Source organism: Streptomyces sp. NPDC086549 (assembly GCF_044746205.1).
GTDB lineage: Bacteria > Actinomycetota > Actinomycetes > Streptomycetales > Streptomycetaceae > Streptomyces.
Genome location: NZ_JBIVBS010000003.1, coordinates 75391 through 90741 on the forward strand (window position 1 = coordinate 75391; position 15351 = coordinate 90741).

Below are 15351 nucleotides of genomic sequence, written 5' to 3' on the forward strand. Positions count from 1 at the left end.
CGGCCGCGACCACGGCGGCGGCCGCGACCACGGGGACGGGGACCGCGACCACGGTGGCGGCCGCGGCCACCGGGACGGGGATCGCGACCACGGTGGCGGCCGCGATCATGGGGGCGGAGACCCCGACCACGGTGGCGGCCGCGACCATGGCGGCCGCCGCGACCACGGCGGCGACTGTTCGGACTGCCGCGATCGCCCCGTCCCCCTGGACCGGCACCTGGGAGACCGCGCCCTCCGGGACCGCCCCCGCGCTCCCCGGTGCCGCCGTTCGCAACGTCGTGCACATCAGTGTCGGCGGGACGGCCGTGCGGATCCGGCTCGGCAACCGGCTCGGCAGCAAGCCCCTCACGCTCGGCGCGGTCACGGTCGCCCTGCGGCGGGCGGGCGGCCCGGACGCCGTGCCCGGCTCGATGCGCGTCGCCGGCTTCGGAGGCGCCCGGACCGTCACCGTGCCGCCGGGCGTGGACGTGCTCACCGACCCGGTCCCGCTGGCCGTGCCGGACGCCGCGGATCTGCTCGTCACGGTCCACACGCCCACCGACTCCGGCCCGGCCACGGTGCACCGCACGGCCCTGCAGACCAGCTACGTGGCCGCGGACGGCGGGCAGTGGGCCGCCGCCGAGGACGGCGCGGCCTACACGGCCACCATCAGCCAGTGGTACTACGTCACCGGCGTCGACGTGCGCGGCAGGTCCGCCGGGAGTGTCGTCGCGTTCGGCGACTCCCTCACCGACGGCAACGGCTCCACCGCCAACGCCAACCACCGCTGGCCGGACCGGCTCGCCCAGCGCCTGAACGGCCGTCGGCTGGGTGTCCTCAACGCGGGTCTCTCGGGCAACCGCCTCCTGCGGGACGGCACCGGGCCGAGCGCGACGGCCCGGCTGGACGCCGACGCGCTGTCCCGGGCCGGGGTGCGTGCCCTGATCCTCCTGGAGGGCATCAACGACATCAAGGGCAAGCCGGAGGCGAACGACGTGGCCGCGTTCGAGAAGGCGTACCGCACGATCGTGGAACGGGCGCACGCGCACGGGATCCGGGTCGTCGGGGCGACCCTCACGCCGTACGGCGGCTATTCCGCGTTCACCGCGGCCCGCGAGAAGGTGCGGCAGAAGGTGAACGCCGTCATCCGCGGTGGCGGTGTCTTCGACGCGGTCGTCGACTTCGACGCCGCCGTCCGCGACCCGGCACAGCCGCAGCGGATCCGGCCCGGCTACGACCCCGGCGACCATCTGCACTTCAACGACGCGGGGATGCGCGCGCTGGCCGACACCGTCGACCTGGCCACCCTCGGGTGACGCGTCAGCCGCCGATCACCGCGCCCAGCCACGCCCCCGCGATCAGCAGGCAGGCGAACAGTTCCGCCAGCACGCTGGAACCGCCCGAGCGCATCGTCGTGCGCAGCGCGGCCATCGCCTCGGCGTGGCGGCCGAGGCGCAGACGTTCGTGGAGGTAGATCCCGGCCATGAAGCCGGGGACCGCGCCGAGCACGGGCAGCAGGAGGAAGCCGAGGAAGGCCCCGGCGCCCGCGTACACCCGCATCCGGGGCGTGGCGTCGCTCGCGTGCAGCCGCCTGGGCGGCAGCGCCCACCGCACGACCTGGGAGAGGAGCAGCACGGCCGTGGCGCCCACCAGGACGCCCCACGCCACCGGCTGCGGATCCTTCAGCGCCCACCACAGGACCGCGGCCCACACCAGCCACGACCCAGGCACACCGGGCACCAGCACCCCGCACAGGCCGAGCACGATCACCAGACCGACCAGCAGGAGTTCGGGCACTCCCATCTGCCCAGGGTGCCGGAGGGCGGCTGAGGGCGCAGGTCAAGCACGGTCACGGGTCGACCACGGTCGGACGATCAGTCGTCGTTCCGGGCCACCCAGCCCCGCTCGTAGGCGTGCCAGCCCAGCTGGAGCCGCGTGGTCACCCCGGCCAGCTCCATCAGCCGTTTCACCCGCCGCTGCACGGTCCGCAGGCCCAGGTCGAGCTGTTTGGCGACGCTGGCGTCGGTCAGCCCGGCGAGCAGCAGGGACAGGACCTCCAGGTCGGTGCCGTCGGGGCCGTCCGGCTGCCGCTCGGTGACCCCGCGCGCGCCGAGCCGCAGCGGCAGCGCGCTCCGCCACACCGACTCGAACAGCCCGGAGAGCAGTTCCAGCAGGCCGCTGGCGTGCACGACGAGCGCGGCCGGTTCGGCGGTGCGCGAGGTGAGCGGCACCATGGCCAGCACGCGGTCGGCGACCACCAGCTTGGTCGGCACCCGGTCCACCACCCGCACCTGCTCGTCCCGGCCCAGTGCCGCGGTCAGCTCGGTGATGCCGTCGGGCAGGTCGAGCACCGACTGCTCGACGACCACCCGGTAGCAGACCCCGCGTCCGGCCGCCTGCTTCTCCGCGTCGTTGTCCGTGGCGGAGACGACGACGGGGTTGCCGGTGACCAGTGCGCAGACCTCGTCGCTCGCGCCGAGCTGGAGCTGGAGGAAGCGCTGGGCGACGGCCGGGGCCCCGGTCACCACCTCGACCAGGTCGTGCACCGCGGGCTCGGCGGCCGCCGCCCGGTACTCCTCGGCGAGCAGCGCCGCCGCCAGCTCCGCCTTCTCCAGTTCGTGCCGCTGCTGGGTGAGCAGCGCGCCCAGCGCCACGCCGGGCGGTGCGGCGACCCAGCGGCCGGGGCGGGCCGACGACTGGGCCGCCAGGCCGTGCCGCTCCAGCCGGCGCAGTGCGCGTTCGGTGTCGTGCTCGGCCAGTGTCAGGCGCCGGGCCAGATCGGGTACGTCGGAGGCTCCCACGGACACGAGCGCCCGGTACGCCGACTCGTGTGTCTCGTCCAGCCCTATCGCTGCCAGCATCGGCGGTCGTCCCTCTCCTGAGAACAAGACCGTGCCACGGGCGGCCGTGGCGGAAATCGGCCACGGCGTGAATCCGCCTCGGCACATCATCGCCGTACCAGCGGTCACTCTGCCAAGGTGGCGTCACCGGAAAGTTGATCATCGTGTCCGCCTCCGGGGCCGTCGGGCGGTCCTCCCGTGGGGGGTGGGACCGCCCGGCCGCTTTCCGTATCGCTTTGTTTCGTACGGGAGTTCGCCACATCCCTCGACATGGCGTTCGAGGCCGGAAGAGGCGCCGGATTTTCGGGATGCCCCGTTTTCATACGGCCCGTGCGGTGGACAATTGGGGGCATGAGCCAGCAGGGGGGTAGGCCCACCCGTCATGAGGACGACTGGTGGGGGCAGCTGTACGACGACTCCACCGACGACACCGGGTCCACGGCCGCGGCCGATTCCCTGGACGACCGGTTCGCCTCGGCGGCCGACACGGTGGACGCAGGGCCGCGCGCGGAGCGGGAGGAGAAGCCGCCGGACGCGGCCCCGCCCGCGGAGGCCGCGGTCCCGCCGCAACGCGCGCCCACCCCGTCGGGCGACGGCCCGCCGAGGCGGCGCGCCCCCTGGGAACCTCCGCCCGCCGAGCCCGAGGGCTCCGGGGCCTTCCCGCCCGGCCCGAAGCCCCCGGGCCTCGCGGAGCCGCCTGGCCTCGCGGAGCCGCCTGGCCTCGTGGAGCGCCCGGGCCTCGCGGAGCGCCCGGGCCTCGTGGAGCGCCCGGGCTTCACGGAGCGCCCGGGCCTCGTGGAGCGCCCGGGCTTCACGGAGCCCCCGGGCCTTGCGGAGCCGCCGGGCCTCGCGGAGCGCCCGGGCTTCACGGAGCCCCCGGGCCTCACAGAGCCGCCGGGCCGCACATCCGGCGCGCCCCCGCGCCCGTCCGTGTCGCCGGAGGCCCCCGCGGCGGAGCCGACGGCCGCCGCGACCGCCCTGCCGGGTCGCGACGCCGAGGCTCCCGACCCCGCCGGGCAGGACGCCCGTACCGCGACTCACCTCGACCTCCGGACCGTCCCGCCGCCCGCCGCCACTGTCGACTACGTCGGCTCCGGACCGCCCACCTACGACCCCGAACCCACCGCGCTGCCGGCCGCCGACCCGGACGAGCTGGACGATCTCGTGGCGGACACGGTCCTCGACGGGGCCCGGTACGGGCCGTGCACCGTGCGGGCCGTGTCCGTGCGCGGGGACTCCGCGCGGTACCGGGGCGAGCCGCGGCGCGACTCGCTGCTCACCGCGCGGTTCGGGACGGGGGAGCAGGCGCTGATCCTCGTGGCCCTGGCGACCGGGGCGCGGGCCACCCCGGGGGCGCACCGGGCGGCGGCCGAGGTGTGCCAGTGGATCGGGCGGGCCGTCGGGCGCAGTCACGCGAGGCTCGTCGAGGACATCCGGGCCGCCCGGCGCGGAGACCTGAAGTCCGGACTGCACCGGCTCACCGACCGCAGCCTGGGCAAGCTTCGCGCCAGCGCCGCCGAACAGGGCATCGACCCGGAGGAGTACGCGGCCACCCTGCGCTGCCTGCTGCTGCCCGCCCACCCGGACTGCCGTACGCGCGTGTTCTTCGGCGTCGGCGCGGGCGGGCTGTTCCGGCTGCGGGGCGGGGAGTGGCAGGACATCGAACCCCGGGTCTCGGCCGCCGACACCACCGGAGAGGCCGTGGTCGGGTTCGGGTCGCTGCCTGCCGAGACCCCGGAGGGGGACCGGCTCACCATGGACCTGGGGATTCCGACGCCGCCGAGTCCGTACGAGCCGGCGCCGGAACCGCCCCGTGAGCCCTTCCGGTTCCGTGCCTCCGTCGCCCGGCCGGGTGACGCGCTGCTGATGTGCAGCGGCGGCCTGGCCGACCCGCTGCGCGGCGAGCCCGCTCTCTGCGCCTACCTGGCCCGGCGCTGGTCCGGCGGCGCCCCGCCCGGCCTGGCCGCGTTCCTCGCGGACACCCAGGTACGGGTGAAGGGATACGCCGACGACCGTACGGTGGCCGCCGTCTGGGAGGCGTGACCGCGCGCCCTGTGCCTTCATGGACCTCGAAGAGCCCGAGCCCGGACGCCCACGGCGCAGACGAAGGGGCACGCGAGAGCCATGGCCAAGCAGAACGTCGCCGAGCAGTTCGTCGACATCCTCGCCCGCGCCGGCGTGCGCCGCCTGTACGGCGTCGTCGGCGACAGCCTCAACCCGGTCGTCGACGCCGTGCGCCGCAACTCCGCCATCGACTGGATCCACGTACGGCACGAGGAGACGGCCGCCTTCGCGGCGGGCGCGGAGGCCCAGATCACCGGGAAGCTGGCGGCCTGCGCCGGCTCCTGCGGCCCCGGCAACCTGCACCTGATCAACGGGCTGTTCGACGCCCACCGTTCGATGGCCCCGGTGCTCGCCCTCGCCTCGCACATCCCGTCCAGCGAGATCGGCCTGGGCTACTTCCAGGAGACCCACCCGGACCAGCTGTTCCGCGAGTGCAGCCACTACAGCGAGCTCATCTCGAGTCCCAAGCAGATGCCCCGGCTGCTGCAGACCGCCATCCAGCACGCGGTCGGGCAGCGGGGCGTGAGCGTGGTGTCCCTGCCCGGCGACATCGCCGACCAGCCCGCCCCGGAGAAGACCGCCGAGACCGCCCTCGTCACCTCCCGGCCCTCGGTGCGCCCCGGCGACGCCGAGATCGACCGGCTCGTCGAGATGATCGACGGGGCCGAGAAGGTCACCCTGTTCTGCGGCAGCGGCACGTCCGGCGCGCACACCGAGGTGATGGAGTTCGCCGGGAAGATCAAGTCCCCGGTGGGGCACGCGCTGCGCGGCAAGGAGTGGATCCAGTACGACAACCCGTACGACGTCGGCATGAGCGGTCTGCTCGGCTACGGCGCCGCCTACGAGGCCACCCACGAGTGCGATCTGCTGATCCTGCTCGGCACCGACTTCCCGTACAACGCGTTCCTGCCCGACGACGTCGCCATCGTCCAGGTCGACGTGCGGCCGGAGGTGCTCGGCCGCCGCTCCCGCCTCGACCTCGCCGTGTGGGGCGACGTGCGCGAGACCCTGCGCTGTCTCACCCCGCGCGTGCGGCCCAAGGAGAACCGGCGCTTCCTCGACCGGATGCTGAAGAAGCACGCGGACGCGCTGGAGGGCGTCGTCAAGGCGTACACCCGGAAGGTGGAGAAGCACGTCCCGATCCATCCCGAGTACGTGGCCTCCGTGCTCGACGAACTCGCCGACGACAACGCCGTGTTCACCGTCGACACCGGGATGTGCAACGTCTGGGCGGCTCGTTACATCTCTCCCAACGGCCGTCGCCGGGTCATCGGTTCCTTCTCGCACGGCTCGATGGCGAACGCGCTGCCGATGGCGATCGGGGCCCAGTTCACCGACCGTGGGCGCCAGGTCGTGTCGATGTCCGGGGACGGCGGGTTCGCCATGCTGATGGGCGACTTCCTGACCCTGGTGCAGTACGACCTCCCGGTGAAGGTCGTCCTGTTCAACAACTCCTCCCTGAGCATGGTCGAGTTGGAGATGCTGGTGGCGGGCCTGCCCTCCTACGGCACCACGAACACCAACCCCGACTTCGCCGCTGTGGCCCGCGCCTGCGGCGCCTTCGGGATCCGGGTCGAGAAGCCCAAGCAGCTCGCCGGCTCGCTGAGGGACGCCTTCAAACACCGGGGACCGGCCCTCGTCGACGTCGTCACCGACCCCAACGCCCTGTCCATCCCGCCGAAGATCAGCGCCGAGATGGTCACCGGGTTCGCCCTGTCCGCCTCGAAGATGGTGCTGGACGGCGGTGTCGGACGCATGCTGCAGATGGCCCGCTCCAACCTGCGGAACGTGCCGCGGCCCTGACGGGTAGGGCGGGGGAGGGCGGGGTGCTCGTACAGCTGTCGGACGGCTGTCGGGACCGTTGGATTCCGGCCAGATTCAGCGGGCCTGCAGAATCGTCCCTGCGGACGATCGTGTGCCCGGTTCACGCTGCGGGCGCGGCCGGATCGGCGGACCGGAACCGGTAGGCCCTTGACGGAACGCCCGTGGCGGCGTACGAGGGACCCCCGGTCCGGAACCGGGGCGCGACAGCGCTCGAAGTTCCGTCGAACCGTGCTTTCGGCGTGGCTGAAGACCTGGTTGTTGACTTTTCGACATGACTGCTCCCGTGCGGACGGGGCATGGATCCCCGTGAACGTGTTCGATCAGGAGGGGTACCGGCAACAGCGTGCGGGCGGGGGTCATGAAGAGGCAGGCGCGAGGGGGCGGTCCCGTGGCAATCGGGGCCTCCTCGGCGAAGGCAGCGGGGGAAGCGACCGACAACGACACGGAACAGGCGCACGCACCGCAGCTCAGGCGCAGGCTGGGCCGGGCCGATCTGCGGGAGGTGCCCGAGGCACGCAGGGCACTGCGCGAACTCTTACGGCACTGGGGCAAGCCGGGGCGCTCCGAGATAGCCGAACTGCTCACCAGCGAGCTCGTCACCAACGCCCTCGTCCACACCGACCACGACGCCGTCCTGACGGCCGTCGTCGGACCGCGTGGACTGCGCGTGGAGGTACGGGACTTCGTCGCCCGCAGGCCCCGGATGTCCGTACCGAACGCCGACGACGGTACGCACGGCAGGGGCCTGGTCCTGGTGCAGTCCCTCGCGGACGCGTGGGGGGTACGGGCGCACGGGGTGGGGAAGTCGGTGTGGTTCGAACTCGACGCGGAAGCGGCGTGAGTCACGGCAACGGGACGGGGGCGTGACCTTCAAGGTCACGCCCCCGTCCCGAGTGGTGTCCGGTCCTAGCCGAACTGCTGCTCAAGATCCTTGAGCTTGCGCTCCAGGGAGTCGAGCCGCGGAAGGGCCATGGTGTCGTCCTCCGCGGTCAGGTCGACGGTGATCGGGTCAGACCCTTTGCGGACGGGCTGAAGGGAGGGCCGAGAGCGTACGGGCAGCGATTCCGCCGCGGATATGGCAGGCTCCGCGGTGACCTGGGAGGACGCACGCTCCACCTCGTGCACCTCGACCTGCCGGCCGGTGCCGCGGCCGACGAAACCGCGGTGTCCGCGGCTGATCGCCTTGAGCTGGGCACGCTCGACCCGCTGCTGCTCGCGGCGGCGCAGGCGCGTCTGCTCCTTCTGACGCTGGTCCTCGCGCACCTCCTCGACCGCCTCGTCCAGGCTGCGCACGTTCTCCAGGAGCATCAGCGACCAGGCGTTGTAGGTCTCGCGGGGGGCCCGCAGCCAGCGGACGATACGGATCTGCGGCAGCGGACGCGGCACCAGGCCCTGCTCGCGCAGTGCGGCGCGGCGGGTCTGCTTCAGTGCGCGGTCGAAGAGGACCGCCGCCGACAGGGACATGCCCGAGAAGAACTGGGGGGCGCCGTCGTGACCGATACCCCGGGGGGCGTGCACCCAGTTGAACCAGGCCGCGGCGCCCGCGAACGTCCACACGAGTATCCGGGAGCCGAGCGCCGCGTCGCCGTGGCTGGCCTCGCGCACGGCGAGCACGGAGCAGAACATGGCCGCGCCGTCGAGGCCGAACGGCACCAGGTACTCCCAGCCGCTGGTGAGGCCGAGGTTCTGCTGGCCGAAGCCGACCAGGCCGTGGAAGGAGAGTGCGGCCGCGACCGCCGCACAGCAGAACAGAAGGACATAGGAGGCGGTGCCGTATATGGCCTCCTTGCGCCTGCGGCGCTCCTCGCTGCGCTCCCACGAGTCGTCCGCGCTCGCGTCCTTCCCCGAGGAGCGCTTACCGCGCGAGAGCACCGCAACCGCCGCCAGCATGCCCAGGAGCAGTACGGCGCCGGGAAGCAGCCAGTTCAGCGATATGTCGGTCAGTCTCATCTGGGGTCCCTTGCATTGGGATAGGGCGTAACGCCCGCCATAGTGGCCCAATTCCACCGGCCCTCAGGGGGTTTCGGGGCAAGAGGCCGCCAAGGAAGTGCAAGGGGATGCCCAGGGTGGCGTTCTGCTCGAACTGTCGCTTGAGGGGCGGGAGTTGAGTTCGAATAAGACTACCCGTACGGATGGTTCCGCGGAAAGTTCCCGCGACAAGTGAGGAAGTTGTGAATTGCCTGTCGCCGTGCGGGTGTTCAAGCCGGGGCCGATCGTAGTGGATGCCGGGCCGTGCCTTGCCCCGGGGGGCGGACCGGGGTCTGTCCCGGTGGGGCGGACCGGCGCGGCGGGGAAGCTGAGCCTTGCCTTACTTGCACCGTTCGAAATTTGAACTGTCACCTTGTGCGTCTAATGTGCTTGACGGACAAGTAACAACCCGCCGTTAATATCCCAAGTGCCGACAACCCGGAGGAGGACTCCCGTGAAGCAGGGCGCACACGGCTCCGCCGGTACGGGGATCCCGGATCGTCCGACGGGCGCGCCACGCGTGCCCGCGCAGCCGCGCGCCGCCGACGTGGCGCGCGAGCGCGACACCTCGACGCCCCAGGCCCGCGGCGAGCACACGCACAGTGAGCGGCCGATTCCGCAGCCGCGTGCCGTCGTCCAGCGCTCGTCCGTGCGCGGCCAGATCGTCGACGCGCTGCGCACCGCGCTCGTGGCGGGGGACCTGAGGCCCGGCGAGGTGTACTCGGCGCCCGCGCTCGGCGACCGCTTCGGGGTCTCCGCCACGCCCGTGCGGGAGGCCATGCAGCAGCTCGCGCTCGAAGGCGCGGTCGAGGTCGTGCCGAACCGCGGATTCCGGGTGGTCGAGCGGGGGACCCGGGAGCTGGCCGAGCTGGCCGAGATCCGCTCGCTGATCGAGGTGCCGGTGATGCTGCGGCTCGCCCGTACGGTGCCGGCCGTGCGGTGGGCCGAGCTGCGGCCCCTCGCCGAGGAGAGCGTGCGCGCCGCGGCCTCCGGCTGCCGCGCGACCTACGCCGAGTCCGACCGTGCCTTCCACAGTGCGGTCCTGTCCCTCTCCGGCAACGAACAGCTCGTCCAGATCGCCGAGGATCTTCACCGCCGGTCCCAGTGGCCCCTGGTCGGCGGACCGGTCCGCCACGGCCGCGCCGACCTCGTCGCGGACGCCGCGGAGCACACGGCGCTCCTTGAGGCGCTGATCGCCCAGGACCTGGACGTGGTGCGGGCACTGGCCGGGGAGCACTTCACGGGCGCGCCCTGACGAACACGGCCCGCTCCCGGCCCCGCGGACGACACGGGGCCGGAGCCCGCCCCGACCACCACGGAGCGGGCATCGCGGACCGGGGGGCGTGCGCGATCCGCTCCGGGCCACACCAGGACCGGCACGGACCGCCGTGCCGGGGACTGGGTGCGGTCTGTGCGGGTTTCGTCGGCCGGGTACCCGCGGGTCCCGTCGGCGGGGTGCCCGCGGGTCCCGTCGGGGTGCCTGCGGGGCCTGTCGGGGTGCCTGCGGGGCCTGTCGGCGGGGTGCCCGCGGGTTCCGTCGGCGTAGTGCCCGCGGGGGGCCTTGGTGGGTGGGGGTGTGGTTTGTGGTCGCTCCGTGGTCAGTGCGCGTCGGGTGCGTTGCTCGCCGTCTTGGAGAAGCCGTCCTGCCAGGCGGCCTTCGCGCCCGAGTCGCCTATGCGGTAGACGTCGACGACCGCGCCGGCCGCCACGGCCAGTGACAGCACCGCCACGGCGACCCGTACGGGCAGGGCCGACCGGCGCTTGGCCGTGGCGGTCGGCGCGGACGACTCGCGTCCCGTCCACCAGACCGCCGCCGCCAGGACGAACAGGCCCAGGGCCCAGGGCAGCAGCCCGTCGCCCAGCTCGGTGTGCCGCCGTACCAGCGCGTTGCTGTCCACGTGGCTCTCCAGCCACTCGCCCGCCTGTGTGGTCAGCGGCACGCTCACCAGAGACGCCAGGGCGAGCAGCGGCAGCAGCAGGCCCAGCCGCCGGGCGGCCTGCGGCCACACCGCGCAGACCACCAGGGCCAGCGCGGTCAGCGGCACGAGCACGACGACGAAATGGACGAGCAGGACATGTGCGGGCAGGCCATTGACGAGGCTCATCGGGGCACTCCTGAACGGGGATCGGGCGCGCCAGCCTGGCACAGGAACCTCTCAGTTTCCTCTGGGCGTCCTCTGGGCGTCCGCTGGGCCTTCCCTCAGGCCGTGGCGGCCCCCGGAGCCGGCGGGGCCAGCTGGCGGGCCAGCCAGGTGGGTACGCCGCCGAGCAGGCGGAACAGCCGGCGTGCCTCCTCCCGCAGACGTGACGCCTCCGGCTCCGACTCCGCGTCGGCCAGCGAGGCGAGGGCGGGAGCCGTGCCCACCAGGTAGCCCAACTCTTCCCGGATGCGCAGGGATTCGGCGAAGCCGTGCCGAGCCTCCGCCAACTCGCCGTCCCGCAGGGCCAGTCCGGCGAGGTGCCGCCAGGTGAAGGACAGCAGCAACGGGTCGGAGTGCGCGGCGGCGGCCGCGTGCGCCCGGCGGTACGCGGCGAGCGCCGCCTGCGGGGAGCGGGCGAGGTTCTCGGCGAGCAGGCCGCGGCGGAAGTCCAGCAGGGCCCGGCCCGGCGCCCCCGGAGGGATCAGCGCCGCCGCCCGGCCCAGCGCCGCCCGCGCCTCGTCGGCCCGGTCCCGCACCCCGTGCAGCGTCGCCGCGTACGCAAGCTGCCCGCGTTCACAAGCGGCGGCGCCCCGCTCCTCGTCGCTCTGGGCCAGCGCCTCCGCCGTACGTAGCGCGTCCTCGGCGTCCTCCCACCCCCGCTCGGTGTACAGGCAGCGCTCCACCAGCAGCCCGGCCCGTTGCAACGAGGCCGCGGGACTGTCCGGCGGGAGCAGCGCCGCCGCGTCGGCCCAGCAGGCCCGCGAGCGCAGCCGCCATACCGCGGTCTGGAGAGGATCGTCACCGGCGGTCGTTCCGTTACCAGACATGGCGGTATGCGCCACGTTGCCCTCCCCGAGCACGCCATCGAGCTGTTGAGTGGTGGCGGCATTCCAGCACCAATGGCCGGGCCGGGCCAAGAGGGTGGGTGAATAATTTCACAAAGTCGTGGGACGGCGGCACCGGTTGGCGCCACCGGCGCACGCCCCCGGTGACCTCAGCTCATCCGCAACGCCAGGAAGAAATCGAGCTTGTCCTCCAGCCGGGACAGGTCCCGTCCCGTCAACTGCTCGATTCGCCCCACGCGGTAGCGCAGTGTGTTGACGTGCAGGTGGAGACGGGTGGCGCAGCGGGTCCAGGAGCCGTCGCAGTCCAGGAACGCCTCCAGAGTGGGGATCAGTTCGGCGCGATGGCGGCGGTCGTAGTCGCGCAGCGGGTCCAGGAGCCGGGCGGTGAAAGCCCGGCGGACGTCGTCCGGGACGAACGGGAGCAGCAGGACGTGCGAGGCCAGTTCCTGATGGCCGGCCGCGCAGACCCGGCCCGGGCGTGCCGCCGCCACCCGGCGGGCGTGTCTGGCCTCCTCCAGCGCGCCCCGCAGCCCCTCCGCCGAGTGCACGGCCGCGCTGACGCCCAGCGTGACCCGCCCGTCGTCGTCGAGGCCGGCCGACAGCGGCTCCCGTACGGACTCCAGGAGCGCGTCGGCGAGGATCCCGGCCTCCGAGCCGTCGTGCTCGGACGAGACGGCGGGCAGCGGAACCAGCGCCACCGCCTCGTCGCCGGTGTGGGCGACGGCGATGCGGTCTGAGGGCTCGGGGCCGGTGGCGAGCGGGTCGACCAGGATCTCCTCCAGGAGCGACTGGGCCACCGGGCCGCCTTCCACCCCGCCCGCCCGTCGCCCGCCACCACCCTCAACCGAGGGCCCTTCGGGCCCGCCCCCTTGTTGCTCCCACTCGACCCGGGCCACGACCACCTGCCAGTGCGGGGCGGCCCCCAGGCCGGGCAGCAGCACCGGCGCGGCCACCCGCAGCCGCGCGGCGATCTCGGCGGGCGCCGCGCCCGACTGCACCAGCTCCAGGACCTCCTGGGCGAGCCGCCGCCGCACCGTGCGTGCCGCGTCCCGCCGGTCCCGTTCGACCGCGATCAGCTGGGTGACGCCCTGGAGCAGGTCCAGGCGTTCCCCGGCCCAGTCCCCGGCGTCCGCCTCCACGGCGAGCAGCCAGTCCGACAGCACCGTCTCGCGCACGTCCCGGGCGGCCTGCGGCGAGCGCCCGCTGCTGCGGACCGGGAACAGGGAGTACGTCGACGCGGGCCCGGAGCCCAGCAGCACCCGGTGCGGTCCGCGGCGGCCGGTGCGCACGGCGGCCAGATGCTCGGCCGCGAGCCTGGCGCAGGTCTCGGGGGGCAGGTCCGGGCCCGCGATCTTCGAGCCCGCGATCAGCCGTCCGGTGGGGGAGAGCACCCAGGCCCGCAGGTCCAGGTCGGAGCCCAGGAGGTCCAGGACCACGTCCGGTCCGCCGCCCGTCGGGCCCGAGGTCATCATCCGGCGGTGCCGGTCCACCACGGCCGCCAGGTCGCCCGCCCGCTCGCCGGAGACCTGCCGGACCACATGCTCGGTGACCGTCGCGAACGCAACCGACTCGTGCACCGCGAACAGCGGCAGCCGGTGCCGCGCACAGGCCAGCACGAGATCGTCCGGCACGTCCCCGAGCTCGGCCTCACCGGCCGCCAGCGCGGCCACGCCCGCCTGCACCAGGATGCGTACGAAAGGCTCGGAGTCCTCCGCGTCCCGGCGCCAGGCCAGACCCGTGAGCACCAGCTCACCGCCGGAGAGGTAGCGGCTGGGGTCCCGCAGGTCGGTGGTCATCACACCGCGCACGGTGCGGTCGAGCTCGTCCTCGCCGCCGAGCAGCCGCAGCCCCAGCGCATCGGTGTCCAGCAGTGCGCGCAGCCGCATTCTCGTCGCCGCCGTTCTTTGTCTCGAAAACTACGATGAATCTTGAAGGGTCCGGTGGGGCGGGGGCCCGGTGGCGTTTCCATAGGAAAACGAGGAGGTTACTGATGGCCTCCGTTCATACGAATCTACAAGATGCCCGTGTTGGCCAGCCAACTCCTTCATGGTTTCCGTGACTGACCCCCTCGGAGGACAGCGCTGTGTACTGACCCCACTCCGCGTGAACACCACATGAACGAGCCGGGCCCGCCGCACACGATCTGGCTCGATCCGTACGACCAGACTCGATCCGTACGACCAGACTCGATCCGTACGACCAGAGACGAAGAAGAGAGCCGGTCATGGACTTCCTTCGCCCCGCCAGCTGGGAGGAGGCGCTCGCCGCGAAGGCCGAGCACCCCACCGCTGTGCCGATTGCGGGTGGCACCGACGTGATGGTCGAGATCAACTTCGACCACCGGCGGCCCGAGTACCTCCTCGACCTCAACCGCGTCGGCGACCTCTACGAGTGGGAGGTGGGCGAGGAGACCGTGCGGCTGGGCGCCTCCGTCCCGTACACCCAGATCATGGAGAACCTGCGCGCCGAGCTGCCGGGCCTGGCCCTCGCCTCGCACACGGTCGCCTCCCCGCAGATCCGCAACCGCGGCGGCGTCGGCGGCAACCTCGGCACCGCCTCCCCGGCCGGCGACGCCCACCCCGCCCTGCTGGCGGCGGGCGCCCAGGTCGAGGCCGAGTCGGTCCGCGGCTCGCGCCTCATCCCCATCGACGACTTCTACACCGGTGTGAAGCGCAACGCGCTCGCCCCCGACGAGCTCATCCGCGCCGTCCACATCAAGAAGGCGGACGGCCCGCAGCAGTACTCGAAGGTCGGCACCCGCAACGCCATGGTCATCGCCGTGTGCGCCTTCGGACTGGCGCTGCATCCCGAGACCCGCACCGTGCGCACCGGCATCGGCTCGGCCGCACCCACCCCCGTCCGGGCGAGGACCGCCGAGGACTTCCTGAACGCGGCGCTCGAAGAGGGCGGCTTCTGGGACAACGGAAAGATCATCACCCCGTCGGTCGCCAAGCAGTTCGCGGACCTGTGCTCCGCCGCCTGCAACCCGATCGACGACGTCCGGGGCACCGCGAGCTACCGCCGCCACGCGGTCGGCGTGATGGCCCGCCGGACGCTCACCTGGACCTGGGAGTCCTACCGCGGCGCTCGCCGCGCCTCGGAGGGAGCTGCGTAATGCGCGTCAACTTCACGGTCAACGGACGCCCGCAGGAGGCGGACGACGTCTGGGAGGGCGAGTCCCTGCTCTACGTCCTGCGCGAGCGCCTCGGCCTGCCCGGCTCCAAGAACGCCTGCGAGCAGGGCGAGTGCGGCTCCTGCACGGTCCGCCTGGACGGTGTGCCGGTGTGCTCGTGCCTGGTCGCGGCCGGACAGGTGGAGGGCCGTGAGGTCGTCACCGTCGAGGGGCTCGCGGACCACGCCAGGCAGCGGTCCTGCGCAACGGCCGCCTGCGGTACGTCACTTGACGAGGCCAAGGGCTGGCAGGCCAAGCCGGGCTCCGACTCGCACACCGGCGAGGGCACCGAACTCTCCCCCGTCCAGCAGGCGTTCATCGACGCGGGCGCCGTCCAGTGCGGCTTCTGCACCCCGGGTCTGCTCGTCGCCGCCGACGAGATGCTGGAGCGCAACCCGAACCCCACCGACGCGGACATCCGCGAGGCCCTGTCGGGCAACCTGTGCCGCTGCACGGGCTACGAGAAGATCATGGACGCGGTCCGCCTCGCGGCCGCCCGGCAGGGAGAGGCTGTCTGA

General features: G+C 73.2%; 13 protein-coding genes. 7 read left to right on the plus strand and 6 right to left on the minus strand.

Features of this window, described 5'->3' with window-relative positions; translation table 11 throughout:
• The first annotated feature begins 146 nt into the window (after positions 1 to 146).
• Complete coding sequence (locus ACIPSA_RS11290) at positions 147 to 1295, plus strand: SGNH/GDSL hydrolase family protein (protein ID WP_402633726.1); 1149 nt, start codon at positions 147 to 149, stop codon at positions 1293 to 1295.
• 4 nt (positions 1296 to 1299) lie between these two features.
• On the opposite strand, the gene ACIPSA_RS11295 is transcribed toward ACIPSA_RS11290, so the two are convergent.
• Positions 1300 to 1782: a DUF456 domain-containing protein gene (locus tag ACIPSA_RS11295; RefSeq protein WP_402631955.1), complete on the minus strand. Its 483-nt coding sequence runs from the start codon at positions 1780 to 1782 to the stop codon at positions 1300 to 1302.
• A 71-nt stretch (positions 1783 to 1853) separates the two neighbouring features.
• A complete protein-coding gene (locus ACIPSA_RS11300) occupies positions 1854 to 2840 on the minus strand; it encodes a helix-turn-helix domain-containing protein (protein WP_402631958.1) in 987 nt (328 codons plus the stop codon).
• A 330-nt stretch (positions 2841 to 3170) separates the two neighbouring features.
• On the opposite strand from ACIPSA_RS11300, the gene ACIPSA_RS11305 reads away from it, so the two are divergent.
• From ACIPSA_RS11305 to ACIPSA_RS11315, 3 genes are all read left to right on the plus strand, one after another.
• On the plus strand, positions 3171 to 4862 hold the full coding sequence (locus tag ACIPSA_RS11305) for a protein phosphatase 2C domain-containing protein (protein WP_402631961.1): 1692 nt from the start codon (positions 3171 to 3173) through the stop codon (positions 4860 to 4862).
• An 81-nt stretch (positions 4863 to 4943) separates the two neighbouring features.
• A complete protein-coding gene (locus tag ACIPSA_RS11310; protein ID WP_402631964.1) occupies positions 4944 to 6686 on the plus strand; it encodes a pyruvate dehydrogenase in 1743 nt (580 codons plus the stop codon).
• Positions 6687 to 7065: 379 nt separating this feature from the next.
• Positions 7066 to 7548: an ATP-binding protein gene (locus tag ACIPSA_RS11315; RefSeq protein ID WP_402631967.1), complete on the plus strand. Its 483-nt coding sequence runs from the start codon at positions 7066 to 7068 to the stop codon at positions 7546 to 7548.
• Positions 7549 to 7613: 65 nt separating this feature from the next.
• Here the strand turns inward: ACIPSA_RS11315 and ACIPSA_RS11320 are convergent, their stop codons facing one another.
• Positions 7614 to 8657 carry a DUF2637 domain-containing protein gene (locus ACIPSA_RS11320; protein WP_402631970.1) on the minus strand — a complete coding sequence of 348 codons (1044 nt, stop codon included), beginning with the start codon at positions 8655 to 8657 and terminating at the stop codon, positions 7614 to 7616.
• A 472-nt stretch (positions 8658 to 9129) separates the two neighbouring features.
• Between ACIPSA_RS11320 and ACIPSA_RS11325 the strand changes: the two genes are divergently transcribed.
• Positions 9130 to 9930, plus strand: coding sequence for a GntR family transcriptional regulator (locus tag ACIPSA_RS11325; RefSeq protein WP_402631973.1), 801 nt, complete (start codon positions 9130 to 9132; stop codon positions 9928 to 9930).
• Between the two features lie 343 nt (positions 9931 to 10273).
• On the opposite strand, the gene ACIPSA_RS11330 is transcribed toward ACIPSA_RS11325, so the two are convergent.
• The 3 genes from ACIPSA_RS11330 to ACIPSA_RS11340 all read right to left on the minus strand — a co-directional run bounded on the left by ACIPSA_RS11330 (position 10274) and on the right by ACIPSA_RS11340 (position 13547).
• Complete coding sequence (locus tag ACIPSA_RS11330) at positions 10274 to 10780, minus strand: DUF2231 domain-containing protein (RefSeq protein ID WP_402631976.1); 507 nt, start codon at positions 10778 to 10780, stop codon at positions 10274 to 10276.
• A 95-nt stretch (positions 10781 to 10875) separates the two neighbouring features.
• Entirely contained in the window at positions 10876 to 11658 is a 783-nt protein-coding gene (locus ACIPSA_RS11335; protein ID WP_402631979.1) for a hypothetical protein, read from the minus strand.
• A gap of 152 nt (positions 11659 to 11810) precedes the next feature.
• Positions 11811 to 13547 (minus strand): PucR family transcriptional regulator, encoded by a 1737-nt coding sequence (locus ACIPSA_RS11340; RefSeq protein WP_402631982.1) that lies wholly within the window; start codon positions 13545 to 13547, stop codon positions 11811 to 11813.
• A gap of 338 nt (positions 13548 to 13885) precedes the next feature.
• On the opposite strand from ACIPSA_RS11340, the gene ACIPSA_RS11345 reads away from it, so the two are divergent.
• Both ACIPSA_RS11345 and ACIPSA_RS11350 read left to right on the plus strand, forming a co-directional pair.
• Positions 13886 to 14776 (plus strand): FAD binding domain-containing protein, encoded by an 891-nt coding sequence (locus ACIPSA_RS11345; protein ID WP_402631985.1) that lies wholly within the window; start codon positions 13886 to 13888, stop codon positions 14774 to 14776.
• Positions 14776 to 15351 carry a (2Fe-2S)-binding protein gene (locus tag ACIPSA_RS11350; RefSeq protein ID WP_402631988.1) on the plus strand — a complete coding sequence of 192 codons (576 nt, stop codon included), beginning with the start codon at positions 14776 to 14778 and terminating at the stop codon, positions 15349 to 15351. Before ACIPSA_RS11345 ends, ACIPSA_RS11350 begins: the two co-directional genes overlap by 1 nt.

What these genes read in the sequence shown, in the direction of transcription:
- ACIPSA_RS11340 (WP_402631982.1), bottom strand. Translation starts at nt 13,547, where the DNA reads ATGCGGCTGCGCGCACTGCTGGACACCGATGCGCTGGGGCTGCGGCTG.
- ACIPSA_RS11330 (WP_402631976.1), bottom strand. Translation starts at nt 10,780, where the DNA reads ATGAGCCTCGTCAATGGCCTGCCCGCACATGTCCTGCTCGTCCATTTC.
- ACIPSA_RS11320 (WP_402631970.1), bottom strand. Translation starts at nt 8,657, where the DNA reads ATGAGACTGACCGACATATCGCTGAACTGGCTGCTTCCCGGCGCCGTA.
- ACIPSA_RS11300 (WP_402631958.1), bottom strand. Translation starts at nt 2,840, where the DNA reads ATGCTGGCAGCGATAGGGCTGGACGAGACACACGAGTCGGCGTACCGG.
- ACIPSA_RS11345 (WP_402631985.1), top strand. Translation starts at nt 13,886, where the DNA reads ATGGACTTCCTTCGCCCCGCCAGCTGGGAGGAGGCGCTCGCCGCGAAG.
- ACIPSA_RS11295 (WP_402631955.1), bottom strand. Translation starts at nt 1,782, where the DNA reads ATGGGAGTGCCCGAACTCCTGCTGGTCGGTCTGGTGATCGTGCTCGGC.
- ACIPSA_RS11310 (WP_402631964.1), top strand. Translation starts at nt 4,944, where the DNA reads ATGGCCAAGCAGAACGTCGCCGAGCAGTTCGTCGACATCCTCGCCCGC.
- ACIPSA_RS11290 (WP_402633726.1), top strand. Translation starts at nt 147, where the DNA reads ATGGCGGCCGCCGCGACCACGGCGGCGACTGTTCGGACTGCCGCGATC.
- ACIPSA_RS11350 (WP_402631988.1), top strand. Translation starts at nt 14,776, where the DNA reads ATGCGCGTCAACTTCACGGTCAACGGACGCCCGCAGGAGGCGGACGAC.
- ACIPSA_RS11315 (WP_402631967.1), top strand. Translation starts at nt 7,066, where the DNA reads ATGAAGAGGCAGGCGCGAGGGGGCGGTCCCGTGGCAATCGGGGCCTCC.
- ACIPSA_RS11305 (WP_402631961.1), top strand. Translation starts at nt 3,171, where the DNA reads ATGAGCCAGCAGGGGGGTAGGCCCACCCGTCATGAGGACGACTGGTGG.